This window comes from Acinetobacter sp. IRS14 (genome assembly GCF_034650275.1).
Lineage (GTDB): Bacteria > Pseudomonadota > Gammaproteobacteria > Pseudomonadales > Moraxellaceae > Acinetobacter > Acinetobacter oleivorans.
On the sequence record NZ_JAOVFN010000001.1, the window covers coordinates 352263 to 372292 of the forward strand.

General features: G+C 37.2%; 16 protein-coding genes. 9 read left to right on the forward strand and 7 right to left on the reverse strand.

Going from position 1 to position 20030, the window contains the following annotated elements; translation table 11 throughout:
* Positions 1-586: 586 nt before the first annotated feature.
* Positions 587-892, forward strand: a complete 306-nt coding sequence (locus ODQ17_RS01675; protein WP_322901311.1) for a hypothetical protein — start codon at positions 587-589, stop codon at positions 890-892.
* 38 nt (positions 893-930) lie between these two features.
* Here ODQ17_RS01675 and ODQ17_RS01680 read toward each other — a convergent pair whose 3' ends face one another.
* Positions 931-2088, reverse strand: coding sequence for a catalase family protein (locus ODQ17_RS01680; protein WP_322901313.1), 1158 nt, complete (start codon positions 2086-2088; stop codon positions 931-933).
* Between the two features lie 183 nt (positions 2089-2271).
* Here ODQ17_RS01680 and ODQ17_RS01685 point away from each other — a divergent pair, with 183 nt between their 5' ends.
* Both ODQ17_RS01685 and ODQ17_RS01690 read left to right on the forward strand, forming a co-directional pair.
* Positions 2272-4143: a non-contractile tail sheath protein gene (locus ODQ17_RS01685; RefSeq protein ID WP_322901315.1), complete on the forward strand. Its 1872-nt coding sequence runs from the start codon at positions 2272-2274 to the stop codon at positions 4141-4143.
* A gap of 229 nt (positions 4144-4372) precedes the next feature.
* Positions 4373-5482 carry an S-(hydroxymethyl)glutathione dehydrogenase/class III alcohol dehydrogenase gene (locus ODQ17_RS01690; RefSeq protein ID WP_003651772.1) on the forward strand — a complete coding sequence of 370 codons (1110 nt, stop codon included), beginning with the start codon at positions 4373-4375 and terminating at the stop codon, positions 5480-5482.
* Positions 5483-5539: 57 nt separating this feature from the next.
* Here the strand turns inward: ODQ17_RS01690 and ODQ17_RS01695 are convergent, their stop codons facing one another.
* The 6 genes from ODQ17_RS01695 to ODQ17_RS01720 form a co-directional block, all read right to left on the reverse strand.
* Positions 5540-6490 carry a DUF4882 family protein gene (locus ODQ17_RS01695; protein ID WP_322901317.1) on the reverse strand — a complete coding sequence of 317 codons (951 nt, stop codon included), beginning with the start codon at positions 6488-6490 and terminating at the stop codon, positions 5540-5542.
* Between the two features lie 113 nt (positions 6491-6603).
* Positions 6604-7632, reverse strand: coding sequence for a fimbrial protein (locus ODQ17_RS01700; protein ID WP_322901319.1), 1029 nt, complete (start codon positions 7630-7632; stop codon positions 6604-6606).
* On the reverse strand, positions 7629-10187 hold the full coding sequence (locus ODQ17_RS01705) for a fimbria/pilus outer membrane usher protein (RefSeq protein ID WP_322901321.1): 2559 nt from the start codon (positions 10185-10187) through the stop codon (positions 7629-7631). Before ODQ17_RS01705 ends, ODQ17_RS01700 begins: the two co-directional genes overlap by 4 nt.
* A gap of 58 nt (positions 10188-10245) precedes the next feature.
* Positions 10246-10980 carry a fimbrial biogenesis chaperone gene (locus ODQ17_RS01710; RefSeq protein ID WP_004792379.1) on the reverse strand — a complete coding sequence of 245 codons (735 nt, stop codon included), beginning with the start codon at positions 10978-10980 and terminating at the stop codon, positions 10246-10248.
* A gap of 87 nt (positions 10981-11067) precedes the next feature.
* Positions 11068-11601, reverse strand: a complete 534-nt coding sequence (locus tag ODQ17_RS01715; RefSeq protein WP_000731817.1) for a fimbrial protein — start codon at positions 11599-11601, stop codon at positions 11068-11070.
* A 495-nt stretch (positions 11602-12096) separates the two neighbouring features.
* The gene (locus ODQ17_RS01720) at positions 12097-12387 is read right to left on the reverse strand and encodes a hypothetical protein (RefSeq protein WP_322901323.1); all 291 of its coding nucleotides are present in this window, start codon (positions 12385-12387) and stop codon (positions 12097-12099) included.
* 1044 nt (positions 12388-13431) lie between these two features.
* Between ODQ17_RS01720 and ODQ17_RS01725 the strand changes: the two genes are divergently transcribed.
* From ODQ17_RS01725 to ODQ17_RS01750, 6 genes are read left to right on the forward strand one after another with little or no spacing between them, the layout of a single operon-like run.
* Positions 13432-14490, forward strand: coding sequence for an ABC transporter substrate-binding protein (locus tag ODQ17_RS01725; RefSeq protein ID WP_013197915.1), 1059 nt, complete (start codon positions 13432-13434; stop codon positions 14488-14490).
* A 13-nt stretch (positions 14491-14503) separates the two neighbouring features.
* Positions 14504-15214 (forward strand): class II aldolase/adducin family protein, encoded by a 711-nt coding sequence (locus tag ODQ17_RS01730; protein ID WP_322901325.1) that lies wholly within the window; start codon positions 14504-14506, stop codon positions 15212-15214.
* Positions 15215-15247: 33 nt separating this feature from the next.
* Positions 15248-16441 (forward strand): LLM class flavin-dependent oxidoreductase, encoded by a 1194-nt coding sequence (locus tag ODQ17_RS01735; protein ID WP_322901326.1) that lies wholly within the window; start codon positions 15248-15250, stop codon positions 16439-16441.
* Between the two features lie 10 nt (positions 16442-16451).
* Entirely contained in the window at positions 16452-18026 is a 1575-nt protein-coding gene (locus ODQ17_RS01740) for an ABC transporter substrate-binding protein (protein ID WP_322901328.1), read from the forward strand.
* Between the two features lie 5 nt (positions 18027-18031).
* On the forward strand, positions 18032-19183 hold the full coding sequence (locus ODQ17_RS01745) for an ABC transporter permease (protein ID WP_322901330.1): 1152 nt from the start codon (positions 18032-18034) through the stop codon (positions 19181-19183).
* Positions 19180-20028 carry an ABC transporter permease gene (locus ODQ17_RS01750; RefSeq protein ID WP_199988046.1) on the forward strand — a complete coding sequence of 283 codons (849 nt, stop codon included), beginning with the start codon at positions 19180-19182 and terminating at the stop codon, positions 20026-20028. The genes ODQ17_RS01745 and ODQ17_RS01750 overlap by 4 nt, the downstream gene beginning before the upstream one ends.
* Positions 20029-20030: the final 2 nt, after the last annotated feature.

The window sequence follows — 20030 nt, forward strand, 5'->3', positions numbered from 1 at the left end:
CTCTGTTTTTCTTTAGTGCTGGTGCTGTTTTCGGTTATTGCTGTAAACACAAAGAGGATAAAGCTAAAAAGGAAAATTCTTCTAAATAAGCTAAATATATTCTTAAAAACTTACTGCTTAGTCAGTTTTTTATAAGGAGGTGTCTATGCTCCACAACCTTAGACAAATTTTCTGTATGCATGTCTGGGAATATGATTTTGATATAACTCACGATGAAATTAAAGAGTGTAGAAAATGTGGGAAAGTTCATAGAGTGAAGAACTTCCGCAAACTTACTTAAGATTTAAAGGAGTGCTTTTCCTCTTAAGTAAACATTAAAAATTAAATAGGCTTAATAGTTTAAATATGTTGAGCCTATTTAATATAATTTAAAAGCCGAGTATTTTAGTCAATATTAATACCTACTAATTTAATCAGAATAAAAAAGCAAAAATAAATCACACTTTTAAACAATATGTTGTTATTATCGCCACAACTGATCAATTAAAATTAAAAATGCAGAAACAATTTAATAAAAATTAAAAACTTATTTTTATAATTTTGAAATTATACTTATATTTTATAAATAATTAAAAAGGAGATAGAAATGCCAAAATACTTACTATTAGCAGAAAAAATTAATAAAAATATTAAATATAAATACTCTAACAATCATTTTAAAAACTTAAATACTCTCATCATAGAAATCAAAAAAGCCATTGCAGGGACAGAGTTAAAATTTTTATATAACTTTGTGAATTTCGAGGGTGCAGTTGTTAGCTTTAAAAATGAACTACCTATTACATTAGATAGGAGTTTGATTCCAAAGCATAAAAGTGAAGATGACTTTGTTTTATGGTTAGCAGATTTTATTGATCGTATTACTATAGATACAAGCAAAGGAATTGACTAAAGGTAGTTAGCTTAGACAAACCATCAGGGATAAAATATTTAAGGTTCCTGTCTAGGGGCTGAATTCATATCATGTCGAACTCTGCTTATATTTTCATAAATGACCTTACGCATTCTGTTTACTGCACCTAATGGCTTATGTTCAGGTAAGGCATGCCACGGCGTAAAAGAAAGATTTTCACAGAACTGGTTTTGTTCAGGTGTATCAAAGTTTTGCTTTGGAATGTGAATAGTTGCTACTTGATAAAAGGGAGCTGCTTTTTCATCCCATTCTGTCATCGCATCTTCTACTAGCATTTTATTTGAAGTTCTCGGCTGAATAAGGAACTCCATACAGGCGTCATTATTTTGCAAAGTATTTTTTAAGGCTTCTCTTAAAAAATCATGACTAGGGTTTTTAGGTAGATTATTTGATGCTACCGAACAAGCACGTACTGAATATTTAACTGCTTGACGATCTTTGCCAAGTCCCAACTGATAGGGAACCATAGACCAATAACGTGCATAGAGTGGGTTTGCAATTTGTGAGTTACGTGCTCCTAGTGCATTCATAGTTCCTTTAAAACCTAAGGCAAAAGGAATATGAAGTTTTCTAATCATATTATGGCTATTCACATCATTCATAAAAGAAAGATATCTTTTTGCATCATTAGCAAAAAAGACAGGGTGATTAATCATAATAAAATCTTGAGTGGTCGCTTGTTTTTCACTTTCTAAAATTTTGTCTCCAGATATACCTAAAAGTTTTATGGCGATGCCTCGCGCATCTTTGTCAATGTCGGCACTCGTGGCGTCATTAGACGCATTTGAAAAACGAATCCATGCTTGATAACTTTGATCTGGGATAAAAACGCCTTTAGCAAACTGAGCAGGTATATTTTTTGAGACCTGAAACTCGGCTCGAACACACCCATGCGCTTTGGGATGTGCATCACGTAAAGCATTTCCCGCCGTATATTGTTCACGAATTGACTTTTCAATGACTTGAGCTATGTTCTGAGCTAACGCTTCCTCATTAGGCTGTAACTTTTCCCCTAAAACTGTATCAGCTTCTGGATAGGCGATACTTTCTGAAGATGTCTTTATTGGTATGGTTCTTTGGGAATGTAAAGTTTCACTACAACCTGTGATTGCAAACACAAGAGGAGTAAATACAAACAATATCCTAAAATGAGTAGGCTGCATAAAATTTGACATTTATTATCTCCTCAGTGCAAAAATATTTTAGGATAATATTAAGTTTAATTGTTTAACTATATTTTGAGCTTTATAAAAAATATTAACTGTAAATAATTTAAACTTCATTGTTACTTATCTGAACAATAAAATAAAAATTATTATTTAATATAAAACCTCTTAATACATTAAGAGAATGTAGACATGATAACTAACTCACAAAATGTACAAAATAATTCTAATTCATCACCACATCCAATCACTCAAAATACACTTATTGATCGGTTTAGTCCTATCTATTGGAGAATAGATGGCCCACAAACAATGTCTTTTGCTATTACGAATTATGGAAATGGTTTCGAAGCCTCTTTTAGAGCACGAATGGCAAATGATCTAGTAGGAATTACGTGGGATTCTTCTGATACTAAAGATCATAAATTTTTAGCGTACCAAACCAAATATAGTTATGCAGGGGTGGTTTGGGACTTCGATATTGAGTTATCTGCCACGATGCCAGTGCTTAACAATCCAAGTTTAACGCCCACTTTAACGGTGTACTATAATGAAAATGGTGTAGATAAAGTTGCCTATGTTGTCTTATTTAACTATGCAAATAATCCTTCATCGCGAACGGCACATATTCATATTAACTGGGATACAGTAAAAGCTGGCTTTTCTGCTACAGATAGCTTTCCGGTAACGAACATTCAACGGATTTCATTTTCCGGTTTCACGAGCCATTATAATAGCCAATCAGCATTACCTCTAAGCCAGCCTGAAGATGGCTACATTCGTCTGACCAATTCAGTTGTAACTGGTACAAATGCGAAGTTAAATTTGAGCCGTGTGGTTGTCCCTCAGCACAATTATGGTATCTGTACGAGCTATGACGACCACTATGATTTAAATCCTCAGCGCTTAGTCAACAATATGGTGACTTTGGGATATAAGGGTTTGGTTAACCACTATTGTGGAATGTCACATTATCCTGAAATGACATGGAAAAGTGATATTAATAAATGGCAAATACCAGATACGTTGGTAACAGGTGAAGCGGTCGTTAACTCATGTACGCGTAAATGGCATGAGAAATATGCGCAGGCTTTACATAGCGCCAGTCTGCAACCCATCTTTGGGGTAAGCTTTGAAATGTATTCCTTGGGGGCCAATGAATATTGGGCACAGCGTGACTGGAACAGTAATTTGGGTAAAACAGGCTACCAACCACCGAGCTATTTTTTTAGTTTAAGTCATCAGAATGCTTTGGCATATTTACGTAAAGTCTTTATTGAATTTGCAGATGCAATGGTAGTAGGGGGATGTGATGTAAACATGCAGATTGGTGAACCTTGGTGGTGGTATAACACCGATACAAATCTACCTTGTGTATATGACTATCCAACAAAACTAGCTTTTAATGCAGATACAGGTTTATATGCACCAGATTTGGGAACAATCTATGAAGCAATGAATAAAACAGGAACGCCATATGATGAGTTTAAAACATGGCTCAGAAATAAATTAGGTCAAACCTGCCAAGACATTCGCACGGTCATTAAAGCAAAATACTCCACTGCCAAAGTTAGCCCCCTTATTTTCTTTCCTTCTATTCAATCTCCGATTCAGACTTTAGCCACTTATATTAATTATCCAAGCCAACATTATTCATATCCTAATTTTGATTACATGATGACAGAAGCTTATGACTGGTTATTGGAAGCTCGCTTAGACTTGCCGCATCAAGCAGTTTCCCAAATACCTATACAAGGGCTAGGCTATCCTGCAAATAAAGTCATCTATCTCTCCGGATTCGTTCCTGATGCATCTATTGCCTATATTTATGGGTTTGATAAAACTAAACCTTATCGAACACCTATTTGGCAACGAATTTTTGGTGACATGAAAAACAATGTTTCTTTAGGTTTAATGAAGCAATTTATTTGGGCCTATCCACAGGTTATGTTTGATTCAATTACGATCGATACCACTCAGGCTCCAAATGGCTTCTTTGTTGAAAATACGCTGTATTCTCCAATTAGCGATAACACACCATATCCACCAGATATTTACCTATAAGTAAACATAACCCTTTTATAAGATAAGTGATTTGATAAGAAACCTCTTCAAGCAAGAGGTTTTCTTCTTTTTTAAACATGGGCTTGCTTAGACGTACCTGACTGGCTATGCTGTGATGGATTGTCATGAAAGCCAATTTTAATTTAAGCAAAATTAAGCTCTTGTATTACCGATATATAATCTATTTTGCTCGACTATAAATACCGAATGATTTAAAGGAAACCCAAAGATGAAATCTCGTGCAGCTGTCGCCTTTGCCCCAGGAAAACCTTTAGAGATTGTTGAAGTTGATGTTGCACCACCTCAAGCGGGTGAAGTTTTAATAAAAATTACCCATACAGGGGTATGTCATACCGATGCTTTTACATTATCTGGTGATGACCCAGAAGGTGTGTTTCCTGCCATTTTAGGTCACGAAGGTGCAGGTGTAGTAGTTGAAGTGGGTGAGGGCGTAACAAGCGTTCAACCTGGTGATCACGTGATTCCACTGTATACAGCTGAATGTAAAGAATGCTTATTCTGTAAATCTGGAAAAACCAACTTATGTGTTGCAGTACGTGCTACTCAAGGTAAAGGTGTCATGCCAGATGGAACCACACGTTTTTCTTATAATGGTGAACCGATTTACCATTACATGGGTTGTTCAACCTTTAGCGAATATACAGTGGTGGCAGAAGTATCTTTAGCAAAAATCAATCCTGAAGCGAATCACGAACAAGTATGTTTACTTGGATGTGGGGTGACTACAGGTATTGGGGCTGTGCATAACACTGCTAAAGTACAAGAAGGTGATTCTGTTGCGGTATTTGGCTTAGGCGGAATTGGTTTGGCTGTTGTACAAGGTGCACGTCAAGCGAAAGCTGGGCAAATTATTGTAGTAGACACCAACCCAGATAAATTTGAACTTGCTAAGCAATTTGGCGCTACAGATTTCTTAAATCCTAAAGATTACGATAAACCTATTCAGCAAGTTATTGTAGAAATGACAGGCTGGGGTGTTGACCACTCATTTGAATGTATTGGTAACGTCAATGTTATGCGCTCGGCTCTAGAGTGTGCACATCGTGGGTGGGGACAATCAGTCATTATTGGTGTTGCGGGTGCCGGTCAAGAAATTTCGACTCGTCCATTCCAGCTTGTTACTGGCCGTAAATGGCTAGGAACAGCGTTTGGTGGGGTAAAAGGGCGTTCACAACTTCCAAAAATGGTTGAAGATGCCATGAAAGGTGAGATTCAACTTGAACCATTTGTAACGCATACTATGCCTTTACAAGACATTAATACCGCTTTTGATTTAATGCACGAAGGTAAATCAATTCGTACTGTTATTCATTTCTAAATGAAATAAAAAAAGGGCTGTGATTCAGCCCTTTTTTACGACTTATAGTTTTATATCTTAAATGGCATTACCGCACATGTCTGTTGTGCCCTGAGGGTAGCTAAATTGTAGTGCATTACGGTCAGTAATGAGTTCATTAGACAACTCTTGTCCAAATAAATTCGTAGAAAGAATATTTATATTTCCATTCATTGAGAAAGCTATTTTCTGTAGTGCACCAGGCAATATAAATTGATATCCTTCATCAACACCATTAGAAATAAATCCGACTTGCTTAGTGTCCTGATTAATATAGATACCTAAGCGTTGATATTCATTTGTGTTATCTGTCATTTTTTTGTTTTTAAAGTAACTATCAATAAGTTCATAATCTCCCACCTCCGATGATAAGCTATGATATAAACGAGGTGGATTTTCACCAAACTCAAAATCCTGAGCACCAATATCAAAATGATAATTTGATCTAATTGTATAGTTATTATCTGTTACACCATTAAAACTGATGTCGGTTGAGTAAGATGAGCTGCTTGAAGAAAGTAGGGGGACTTTAAGCTCCATCTCAAAAGCAACAATACCTTTATTAGGCAATAAAAAATCACCGTCATAACTTGTTGAATTCATTTTTGCCTTACTTTTTGCATTATAATCAAGATAACCATAATTATCTTCCGTGACAGACTCCACTTTAAAACCAAATTTTTGACCATTTATCAATGGAAATATTTTCATAGGCAAATAGTCAGAATGTTCGCCATTCCAAAGATCAAAATCTTCTTGATTCGCATCAAAACTATATTTACACACTGGGGCAGAATTAAGGGAGTTAGTTTGAGCTAATAGTATCTGTGGTACTAATTTTTCATTCTTTACAGATGATGAACTGCTTTTAGATGCGACTTTTTGACTGGATTCATTCTGCGATACGGTAGTCGTATTATCAGAAGATACTTCATACATTGCCCAACATAATGTAATTGCACTAACAGCCACTAAACCTATTTTTTTCATAAAATATTCCTATCTAGTTAAGTATTAAATTTTTAGAAAGTAGTGATAAATTAAAACTTATTATTAATTTTTAAGTATTTGAAATTATTTGGTTTATAAACTATTGAATATGATTAATCATATTCAATAGTTACGGTGGCCATCGCACGTACTTTACCAGCAGTCACATTTGCAGCTGTTTGATAGTAGCGAGCAGTCATTGGTACGTTATATTGAAGTGTCTGGTTAGAAGACAATGTACCTAGGGCTAATTTATCGCCTTTTTTGATGACCTGATTCTTATTTTGATAATTCCACAATAGCTGTACACCTACACCATTTGCTTTTTCAGATGCGGCAGCAGTATTTGCTAAGACCTGATTGTTTGTGCCGTCTTGTGTAAAGTCGTAAGTTAAACTAATGACGTTTTTCTCTTCATAACCCGTTGGGTTAATACCACCATTACATAAGATGTTCATATCAAAGGTTTGTTCACCTTGGGTAGAACCAACACCTTTGAAACCAGCCTTTGTAACAGTTGGAAGCTGTACAACTTTATTAATATTACCTTGGATTTCACACGAAGATGATGCAATAGTAATTGCATTACCATATACAGTACTTGTTAACCAAGGAACAGCTGAATATCCAGAGGCATTATAAGCACTATAACGACCGGGTACTAAGGTACCTGAGCCAGTCTGTGTTGCAGTTTTAACAATCTCGACTACAAAATACCCTGTTGCTAGGGTATACCTTGTACTTCTTTGAGTGGCCGCTCTATAAGGATAATAACCAGAGAAATTTGTAGCATTCTCTGCTTCACGGTATAACCGAATACCAATTCCAGGAATATTTGTTGAATAGACGTTATTTCCGATGGGGCTAATAGCATAATTTTGTGTAAGATTAGCTTCTAAATATCCTCCGTATGAATCACACCAGTAAGTTGAGCCATTGGAACTGATGGGGAAGGTAGCTTTCCTTAACACCTTTCCAACTTCATCAGTTGGGCGAACTACCACACGTCCAACTGACATAGGAACATCTAGAGTCTTAAATACTTTGCCAGATCCAGTTTCAGGAGTACAAGCAGCATTAACCTCACCATACACACCAAGGCCAGCCGTAAATAAGAAACCTGTTAATAATATTCTTTTCATTTGCAGACAGCCTCAGTCATTACCATGCTTTGTTGCTTATTTTGCAACTGATTACTAATGTTGTACTCAACCGAACAACGTTCATTGCTTTCGTCACCCCATTTTACATAGAGACGATCTTGAGCAATTGGAGTACGTAAGTAAATCATACTACCTTGTGCAACAATACCGACAGCTTCATCTTTTTGGTTAAAGACTTGAGCTGCAAACGGTAAACTGTTGCCATCTACAGTTTTACTATTAATGTAAACTGCATAACCAGTTTTAGTCGCAAAATCTACTTTAGCAATTGCGCCAGCAAAAGGTGCAATACGTTGACTTGTTTCTTCAAGTTCTACTTCGCTCGACATTTCTTGTGGGTCAAGGGTAATGTCATTAAGACGGTACGGAGTAACATAAGGAACTACCGCATAACCAGCCTTGTTCACGCTTAAACCAACAGCATTATTAACTTTTGCTCCAGCAGCTTCTGGCGCATGCACAAGTACCATCGTTTGGCCTTGTTCAGGTCCAAATAAAATACCTTCCGAGTGCGCAACCACACTACCAGTTAAGCTTACCATCGCTTGTTGGTAAGAGTCAGCCACACTATAAGAACCACCCACAGTTGTATAGTTAGTACGATAACGACCATTTACGTTAAATGATGGATTCGCATAGTCCTGATGTGACATTGAAGCGCCATAACTAAAGCGATCTCCAACCATTCCACTTGCACCAACAGTGCGGCTGTCTTCAGAAGCAGTAACGTTGACGTTAACTGAATTCTTTTTGAAATCAATCGGGAACGATAATGTCATTAAATATTCAGTATCGTGTGTTTGATTCGTTGAGCCATATTCAACTTTACGGTTAATTGCAGATAAACCATAAGTTAAGCCATGGAAATTATTACTATAACCAAGCTGATATTGTTTAGTACTTTCGCTACGGTTCCAATAGTCAACCCACGAACCTACTACATAGAAGTTACCCCAACCTTCAGGTAAACCTTGGTTCAAGGTAATTTGGAATTCGCTACGTTGGCGACCAGCAGAGTAGGTATTAATACCTTTTTCTTCAAAATCACGAATAAGTAGAGCATCACGTAATTTGTAGAAGTTTTCTGTTGAGTAACGATAAGCAGCTAGTGTTAAGTTTGTGTTGGTTGGAGTAATTAGCTTGCTATAACTTAAACGGAAACTTTGCCCTGATTGTGAAGACTGTTTTTCAAACTCAGCTTCAGAATGTGTAACATCAAGTGCAATCGCACCAATTGGCGTAGCAAAAGCAGCACCCAACAATACAGCGGCATAATTTTCAGTTGCTTGTATGCCCGTATAACCTGTTAGGTAGTTGTTAATACCTTGCTGGTATTTACCTTGAACCACCCAAGGATCTAGATCAATATCCTGATCGCGGAACTGACCTACAGTTAATGAATAACGATTCATGCCAGGACGTAGCATCTGTACAACAGATGCGTAAGGCACAGCAAACTTTTGTATTTCACCATTTGCTTCAATAACAGTAACTTCAATCTCGCCACCAAAACCAGTAGGGTAAAGGTCATTAATTTCAAAGTTACCTGGTGCTACCGTTGTTTGATAAATAAGTTGACCTTGTTGACGAACTTCGATTTTTGCATTGGTTTTGGCATTACCACGAATACGCGGAGCATAACCAAGCATACTATTTGGTAACATTCGATCATCACTTGAGAAATCGATACCACGATAACCATATGAGTCAAATATTTCGCCGTTTGTAAAGCTATCACCTAAGGTTAAAACACCACGGTATTTAGGGAATGCGCGCTGTAAGTAAGTACTTGTTTCTTCGTAACTTGATTTAGATTGATTTTCGGCAGGGGTGTCTTGCCATTGCCATTGGCCATTATGACGTAATTGCCAACCGCCTAAATTTAGTCCAGCAGTCACGCCCATAAACGCGTTTGTTGTTTCGCTTTGGTCATTAGACTGAGTAAATGTTTTGTAAGCACTGCCGTTATAAGATAAAAAGGCAGCATTAATCCCTCGATCCCATAGACTTGGGTCGACATAGCCTTGCGCATTTTTTTGCAAAGCAACTTGTGGAATCGAGATATCTACACGTAAGCGAGAGTTATCAAACTCATAAAATGCATTTTCAACCCACTCTTCAATTTTGTAACAACTACTATTTTCTTTTTGAAGAGAAGCGTGTTGCGCTAAAATCTCTTGTTTTACACCATATTCAGCAAGAGTATTTCCTGTAAAGCAGGTCACAGCATTTTTATTTGATTCTAATGCTTTAAAGAACATACGACGTTTGCCAAACCATTGGCCGTTTACATAAACGTCAACATTATATTCGCCTGGTAAAACAGGGTTGCCGTATTTAAAACGAGAAATATCAACTTTTTGAGCATCGCCAATTAAAAAAGCAGAATCAAATTCAGCTTCTACAGGAGCACTCGCGACTGCTTCTTCAGCGTGCACGAATACAGGCATTGTCATTGTGACAACACCAGAAGCCAAGTAGTAACAAATATGGCGTTTTAATAATTTATAAGATTCTTGCCTTTTTTTTGGCATAACTAAGTCCGCCTACTCACATAATAGGTGCTTAAATTTATTAAAAAGATAAATCTGATTACTGAAGTTTTATTTGGTGTTCGACTCGACCACCATAGTCATTGACATTCATAAAACTCATATCTTGAAGATTGCCATTCTTAAGCTGAACAGACTCTTCAGAAAAAGGTTTAATCATTAAACCTTGAGGTAATAAATCAACTTTTTTATCACCTGCCTTTTGGTAAACAGAAGTCATCGTGATATGAAAAGGAGTTGGATTTTTTACCGTTAAATTTTGACCAGATTTAACCCATTGAAGCTTATCAGCTGCTAAATTCGCATCGTCTTTAATCGAAGCTGGTCGATAAAAGAATTTAATACGTGAGCGAATTGCTAATTGCAGGAAATTATCAGGCGTCGTATTTTCAGTTTTTGAAGTTGGTCTTGGAGGAATATCCAAAACGTTTAACCACAAAACTGTTTCTTGCTTTTGATTTAGCTGAGAAGCTGTTGGCAGAGCAGTAATACGAAGGGTCTGACTTTTTGTAGCCTCAACACGAGAAATAGGAGGAGCAATCATAAAAGGTACTTTTGATTGGTCCGGAGTGCTTTTTGAGTCGCCTTCATCAAGCCATGCTTGAACAAGTGCTGGTTTTGAACCGTTATTACTAACTTGTAGTGTAACTTCGCGAGCATCCGAAGGATAAATCACACGAGTGCCATGAATTACAATTTCTGCTTGAGTAGCAGGTGCAACAACTGCTGAAGCAAATGCCAAACCTAACAAAAAATTATAACTGTTCAATTTCATTTTTCGAGTTCTCAACCAACAAAGATTCGGGAAAGCGTCACAAAAAGAGGGTTTCCATGTAAACATAGAAACCCTCTCATCCATCAATTATTGATAGATAATAGTGTATTGAACAGAAGTGTTTACTTTACCAGCAGTAGAAGCGCCAGTTGCATAGTATTCAGCATAGTAGTTAAGGTCTGCGCTACCAGCTGCAGCTACGTCAACCCATTGAGAGTTAGCTTGAGCACCGTTTGCACCAGCAGCAAGAACTGGGATGAAGTTGTTGTTGCTACCTAAAAGTTGAACGTTAACGTTTTTAGCACCAGTAGCGTCTTTGTTAAGTAAACGACCAGTATTAAAGTCAACGTTAGCACCTGGTTCGAAGTAAGTAGCTACTTTACCTTCAGAACAGTTAGCTAATTTAATTTGGAAAGGAGTACGACCAGCAACATCCCCAGCAACAGCTAAAGTTTGCTTAGAAACAGTTGGAAGAGTAACTGTGAAGTCTTTACCAGCTGGAGTAACGATGTCACAAGTTTTGTCTGTAACTAAACCATTAATTGTAATTGTACCATCAGCAGCTTGAGCATTCGCAATCCCTACAACCGAAAGAGCAGCGATCAAAGCAAGTTTTTTCATAGTGTTTTCTCAAAAGTCTGGATAAAAGTTTATTTCCTTACTTTTCCAGTGTTTGACATCTTGAAAAGTAATGCGGCGATATTAACACTTCTTAAACAAAATGCAAACTGGATCACATTATTTTTTCATAATAAAAATTAAATCGCACTAAAAATAAATGCTTAATGACTGCCTTTTACAGGCTATATAGCTGTTTATAAATAATTTTTGTTTTTTCTAAAAAGAAGAGATACAGAGATAAGCAAATTACATAAGAACACTATGTAAATAAGAAAGAATTGAACAAATTATGTGAAAAATAAGCTTAAATTCTTACAATACAATTATATAGAATAATTTATGCATATGTATATAGAAAAAAACATACAAATAGTCATTTTTTATGAAAAAAGAGCGACTCATCATTTAATTCATCAAAATGTGCGATGAATTCGACAAATCACTCTTAAATCATACTTATTGTATGAGTAGCCTCGAAAGTTACGCCTTAGTAAGTTAGTGATAGTTGATAACCACCACTTTGCGATTAGAACCTATACTTTCAATGCTAGTGTCCATTTTCTCAGTATGTTGAGCTAGGTTGGAAAGACTATTTTTATTTGAATATTCACTATCAAGCTTAATATTTAAATTGTTTACCTCAACACATTCTATCTCGCTATGCTGTGTTGAGCATGTATCTTCAACAATATTTCCTCTTATCATTATTGTGTTATTTGCATAACAAAATAATGGGGAAGTGGAAAGCACCATCAGAATAAGAATTTTAAAAATATTATTTTTCATTTTATATACCTATTTATAAAATAGTTTATATATATTTGATACAATATTTTTAATTTAAAAACAATCATTAATTTTAAATCAAAAAAAATTATTAATTTTCATGTGATATAAATCACATTAACCATTTTAAATAATGTAATAGTTAAAATTCTTAAATTATATTAATCCATGTAATTATCTAAAGATAAAACAATTAATTTAAATTATTGATATTTATATAATTTTAAAAATTAAAGATTAACAAATAAACAGAGTAATATAAAAACATCATATGATATATGATTAAATATTTAATAAATATGTAATTTATTATTTTACCTCTAATATTTATATTGCAAAATTACTACAGAGGAATAAGATACCAATTTTATTTAAAATGTGACTAATTTAACTTTATCAGAAATAAATTAAAAATTAATTACGCTTTATTTATTAAAAATTATTACGCAACGCAAATATATTGAAACCCATCACACTTTTTCAATATATTGAGGCGTGAAATATATTTTTATAACTACAATTTAAATATGTACGATTTTTTAAGACTGAACAATATCTATTAGAAATATGAACTAGAGAAAAGAGTAGCAATGTTTAAACGCGACATCTTTAAAAATTATTTAAAAGAAGTGCACTATTTGAGATAGAAGCATAATGCATATTTATCTAGCTTTAGAGTTATAGAAGTTTGGTCGTAGACTTATTTGCAGGCAGACAAAATTTAGTTAAGTTCTATAACTATCTGAATAAAGAAATATTCATTTTAGCGACATAGTTATCAAGCTTATTTCGGCCATGTACTAAAGCTTCAAGCTGGATTCCAGCAGGTACTAAAATAGCTGATTGTATATTTTTGCATTTTAGAAGTTATGTTTGCCTGAAGTAACTGTTGATAAAACAACAGTGGCATTGAAAAATGATGAAATATAAACATTTCCAATCCTGCTATTTTTGCGTAAACAATTGAAAATAAATAATAAATTAAATTGGCATAAAAGCTGCTCAATGCAAGTGATGAAAGTGGAATTATCCTAAGGAATCCGTATGTCACTTGTAGTAGATAAAAAAGAAAATTCTAAAGAATTTGTAAAAAACATCCTGTCTGAAATTTGGGTCACTCGATGTCCAGTACCTACAGCAACAGGTATTTCATTAAAACGCGGTACTTTGGTTAAAAAGTTTGAAAAGCACGGCATTGATGTTGCCGTCTTACAAGATGCGCGTAAAGGTTTATCGGTTCATCATTTTGACCATCAATTGCCAGCTTTGTTCCGAGAAGGTGGAAATGTACCTGCATTAGCTGCACGCTCTGAAGGCGCGCCAAGCCGACTCATTGGATTGACTTGGATTGATGAGTGGCAAGTCATTATTGTGCGACCTGATTCAGATATTAGCCAGCCAGAGCATTTAAAAAATGCGAAAGTTGCTTTACCAGAATATGCTGACAAACGTGCTGGCAGTATTTTTAGAGCCATGTCATTGCAAGGTATTCGTGGTGCTTTACAACTTGCCAATCTGACTTTCCGTGATGTGAATTTTATTGAAGTACCTGAGCGTGCTGGATCTAAAGAAAATCGTGATGCGAGTACATATTGGTCAGGCCTAGATGCATTAATTACAGGTGAAGTTGATGCTGTGTATGTAAAAGGAGCATCTGCTGTTGAAGCTGCAACTAAACGTGGCCTAAAAGTTGGAATTGATTTAGATAAATTTGAAGATGTGACTTCTCGTGTTAATAACGGCACACCTCGCCCAATTACCGTCCATGAAGATCTATTAGAAGATCACTTTGATGTGGTAGTCGATTTTCTTGAAGAGTTATTCGATACCGCAGATTGGGCACAAGATCACTTAGATGAGGTCTTGGTCATTCTAGAAGATGAAACGATTGCAGGGGCAGAAAGTGTTGCGACAGCCTATCGAAATAATTTTCATAAGTCTTTACATCCGTCATTAAGTGAAGAGCGTTTAGAGCTTTTAAAACAACAAAAAGATTTTCTTTGGTTGCATGGCTTCTTAGAGCGCGACGTCGATATTGAAACATGGGTTGATCATCGTCCTTTACTCGAAGTTTTAAAACGCCGTCAAAATAAAAAATTTTAAAGAGGATTTGATCATGACAACACTTATTCAAACGCCATTGTCTCGTGAACTCAATGACTTTATCGAATTGAACCGTGAAAAAGCTGAATTTGCTTTTGAAGTATTCCGTGAAACAAGAACAATTACTGCAAACGGAACTGTTAATTTTGTTGAGCGTGGGCCTGAAAATACCTTAGTTACTTTTAACTATGCAGGGCCGTGGTCTAAAGATAAAAAAAGCAAAGTATTGGTGGAGACAATTGATGGTGAAGTTTTACTGGGAAGAAAAAGTGCAGGTGGGCGCTATAACAAGCTTTTTAAAGAGCATACAGATGTCACCACAATATCTCATGTACACGCGCCGAATTTAGGCGCTTGGGCTCAAACCCATCGCACTTTACCGATTCGTTATGTGCCTGTTCAGCGCTTTCATTTGTTTAAAGAGTTGCCGATTTACATTGATCGCCGTCAAGCTGAAGTGGATTTTATTTTAGATCAACTCAAAGTTGATATCGAACATCGGGCCATCTTAGAAGCCAATGGCGGAGCGACTGTATGGGGAAGCCAAGGACTACAGGAAACTGCTGAATTTATTTTATTGCTTGAAGAAGGTGCTCAAATTCAGCTGCTCGCTGAACTAGTCGGTGGCAGCCGAGAATACGGGCAAGGGGTTTTACATCAGCAATGGAAAATGAGCGGATTGACTGAAAAAGCAAAATCGCTGGGCTTACTTCCCCTGAATTAGATAAAGATTTAAAAAATAAAGATCGAGAATACTATGGCTGTAAAACTTTTATGGTATCTCACTTCTCCAGATGGACCATATCCTTGGTTGGAATCTGGGCGATGGGATACCGATTATGAACACTTGCAACAGATTGCGATTACCGCAGATCGACTTGGTTTTTACGGTTCACTCATGGGTACAAGTGAGTATGAAACACTTGCTGTTGCTGCAAGTTTAATTCCATTTACTGAACGTTTAAAGTTTCTGGTTGCTCAACATCCCGGAGAAGTTCAACCAGCAGTTTTGGCAAAATATGCGCAAACTTTTGATGCATTTTCTAAAGGGCGTTTGTTATTTAATGTCGTCAATGGAAATGATAAGGGTTTGGCAGCTTTAGGTATTCACTATACTCATGATGAGCGTTATGACTTTAGTAAAGAATACTGGAATGCATTTCAGCAAAACTACTTAGGTGATACCTCTGGATTTGAGGGCGAGTTTATTCAAATTGCTCCACGCTTAGAGGGCGGATCTCCAATGTCGAGATGGCGTGGTCCGACTCAAAAACAAGGTGTTCCTTTGTGGGGAGCTGGAACTTCTGCCAAAGGTGTTCAGCATTCTGTTGAATTGTTAGATGTGTATTTAAGCTTTGCGAATACACCGCCATTACTTGGAGAAAAGTTTAGCAAGGTTGCGGCTGAGTCAGCAAAAATTGGCCGAACTTTAGAATTTGGTACTCGATTACAAATTATTGTTCGGGAAACAGAAGAAGAGGCTTGGCAATATGCTCAGTCGTTACTTGACAAGATTGATGTAAATTATGCAATCGAAGCTGTTAAACGACAGCTTCCTCCAAATGAAAGTTTTGAGAGTTATCAAAGCAACAACCCATCTATTCAAAAAAACTTAGAACAACTACGTCAAGGCGTTTTGCCTCAAGCTAAAGATTTTGAAATTTATCCTAATGTTTGGACTGGCCCATCTTTATTTGGTTTCGATATTTTAAACCCAGCCGCAGGAACTGCCTTAGTGGGTAGTGCTGAAAATATTGCCAAACGGATTAAAGAATACGAAAGCTATGGTGTATCAGCCTTTATTTTGTCGGGTTTCCCTTTAATTGGAGAAGCCTATCGGGTAGCAGATTTATTGTTTCCATTATTAGAGCTAGATCATGGTTTTGAGTTACCTAAGCTCAATAGAAATTCATCCATTGATTCCCTCTTGAATCAAGAAGTCGTGGTTTAAGGGAGAAGGTATGAATAAAATTACCCGTAGAGAACTCATTAAACAGACTGGATTAGGTGTCAGTGCTTTTGCTGCAATTAGCCTTATAGGATGTTCAAAACCCGATTCTTCATCGTCTGAAAGCGCCACTGCCGCTACCCCCCAAAATGATACGCCGAAAAAAGGTGGTGTTATCAAAATTGGAGTGATTAATGGTAACCAAGCAGGCAACTTAGATGCACATAAACCTATTGGTATGTCCAGTGCGTTTAGAGGCTGGCCTTTATATGCAAAGTTATGGGAATGGGGCCGAGATATTCAGCCAAAACTTGCCCTTGCTGAATTTGCTGAACCCAATAATGACGGAACCAAATGGACTATTCGCCTAAAAAAAGGACTCGAATTTCACCACGGTAAAACCATTACAGCCGATGATGTCATTTTCTCTTTACGGCGATTAACCGACCCCAAACTTGCCTCACCATTTGCAGCTTATCTTTATTCTTTGCAAAGAGATGCAATTAAAAAGCGCGATGAATACACCGTTGAAATTCCTTTTTCTCAAGGAAAAGGATTGGTTGCTTTACCAGAAGCATGGATGAGCTGGGGTGGTATTGTTCCTACAGATTACGACCCAGTTAAAAATGTAGTCGGGGCTGGCCCCTTTAAGCTTGAAAGTTTTACACCCGGCCAGCGTTCACGTTTTGTACGTTTTGAAAATTATTGGAAAGAAAATCAACCTTATGCTGATGCAATAGAAATTATTGATTTTAAGGATCAGACAGGGCGTCTTGCTGCTTTGCAATCTGGCCAAATTGATATTGCTTCAGGGGTAAGTGCTGAGCATATTGCTCTAATTCAATCTAATAAACGACTAAATCTAGTTTCATCGGAAACCGATGCTTGGCAATCATTTGATATGAATACGTCTAAAGCACCGTTCAATGATCCTCGGGTACGACAAGCTTTTAGATTGATTGCTAATAGAGACGATTTGGTCAAACGTGCTTTAGCTGGGCAAGGACGAGTTGCAAATGACCTTTATTCGTTTAGCGATCCTGTATATGACCACAGTATTGCTCAGCGCAAGCAAGATTTAAATAAAGCAAAATCGCTACTCAAAGAAGCTGGTTTTAATAATAGTTTAACGGTCGATTTATATACAGGCCCAGATAGCAATGCCGCATTAGTTTTTGCTCAACATGCTGCTCAGGCAGGTGTAATTGTTAATGTTAAACAGGTTGAAGCTGCTACTTTTGCGGATGCAGTAAAACAAGATTGGGCATTTAGCATAGGCTCGAATGTTTCGCGTCCTTTCTTATTAACAGTCTTACAAATTGATGGGCCGAGTGCGGCAAATAATAAAACTCGTTTTAAGAATGAGCGCTTTACGGAACTAGTGCATGCAGCATTGCAACAACCCGATTTGGAAAAACGAAAAGTACTTGTTCACGAAGCACAGCATATTCAACATGAGGAAGGTGGTTTACTCATTTGGGGCTTTAATAATGTCCTTGATGCACATTCGAACCAAATTGGTGGTGTAACTCCTGATCGCACAGGCTTTGCTGCGTGGCGTACAGATGAATTCTGGCGTAGAGGGTAACCAATATGACAATTCAATCCAGCAAAATAGAAGCATCCATTCAACAACCAGCAATTGCCAAGTCATTTGAATTTCCTGCATGGTTACCTTGGTTTTTGACACGTTTGGTGTCAGGGGTATTGGTTGTATTTGTTATTAGTCTCATTGTTTTTATTGCGACACAAGCACTTCCATCTGACCCGGCTCGTGTCATTTTAGGACCAGAAGCACCTGAAGCAACGGTACAAATACTTCGTGAACAATTGGGATTAAATGATCCGATATTGCTTCAATACTGGCATTGGTTGAGTCAATTGTTACAAGGTAACTTTGGACGTTCGATTGACTCCAATGTGCCTGTTTTTCAAATTATTCAGAATTATTTTGGTAACACAGTTGCACTCACGAGCCTCGTGATTGTTGTTACTGTACCGATTTCAGTCGTGTTAGGGGTGTGGCTCTCGCTTCATCGCGATAGCAAACTCGATCGTATTATTGTCTCTAGCTCTATTGTGTTTAAAGCGGTGCCGGGGTTTGTTATTGCGATTTGGTTAATGATGTTTTTTTCAACATCGGTTTTACACATATTGCCAGCCGCATCGTTGCTGATTCCTAATGAGTCGCCTTATAGCCAGCTAGAATTTTTAATTTTACCAATTTTAACTTTAGCTTTATCACTCATTCCATATCTGATGCGTTTAGTACGTGGTTCCATGATTGATGCGCTAGAGTCGGAATATGTGACCTCTGCACGACTGCGTGGTATTCCTGAGCGCCGGATTATTTGGAAACATGTTTTACCAAATGCATTGGTTCCTGTGGTGCAGGGTACAGCATTGACCATACGAGTTCTGCTGAGTGGTGCGCTCATTATTGAGGTGGTTTTCAGTTACCCCGGTATTGGTAATGCGCTCAATGCAGCAATCGAAATGAGGGATATCCCGACCATTCAAGCAATCGTTTTATTGCTCACCATTTGTGTGGTGGTTGTTAATTTAATTGCAGATTTAATCACGACTTTACTCACACCAAAAATACGAACTGCAAAAAGACATAAAGCACGTTCGCCAGGCCGACGTCAGGCATTACGTTTATGGAAGTCTGGCCGACCAATTACGGTAAAACCTGTCGATCGTCGCAATGCTTTAAAGAATATTCAGCAAGGAGGTGGGAAATGAGCTCACTTCATTGGTACCAAAGAAACTTTTTTCAAACATTAATTCGTGAAAGACAAGTACGTTTTGGATTTGTAGTCACAGCCCTAGTTTTGATTTTTGCACTGGTTGGACCGTTATTTGTTGCATTTGAACCTACGGCATTGGTCGGCATGACTTATGGACCACCCGAAGGAAAATCATTTTTAGGTTATGACTATATTGGTCATGATGTTTGGTCACGTGTACTTGCTGGCGGTGCTTCAATTATCTGGATGACACTGGCTGCCAGTTTGGTCGCATTAGTTATTGGTTCTAGTTTAGGCATATTAGCTGCTTTTGCTCGAAATAAGATTGATCAGTTCGTGACTTGGCTGACTGATGTTTTTATGGCCTTTCCCGATCTTATTTTGGTCTTACTTATTGTTTCGATGTTAGGTCGACAGCCTTGGCTCATTGTTTTAACGGTTTCAATTGCTTTTATTCCTGGAGTCATACGTCTTGCACGAAGCGTTGCACTTAATTTAGTGGAACAGGAATATATCGAAGCTGCCCGAATTCTTGGTTATTCAAAAACCTATATTTTATTTCGCGAAATTTTACCCAATATGTTGACGCCTTTACTCATTCATCTTGGTGTGATGCTGACATGGGCAGTGGGTATGTTGTCTGGTTTGGCTTTTCTGGGTTATGGCGTGGCACCTCCAGCAGCAGATTGGGGACTCATGATTAATGAAAATCGTGCTGGTTTATTAGTTCAACCATGGGCCGTGTTTGCTCCTGTCATTTTAATTGCTTTGTTTGCACTCGGAACGAATGTATTGGCAGAGGGAGTTGGACGTGCAGCAGCTCGGATTGAGGAAAAATAAAC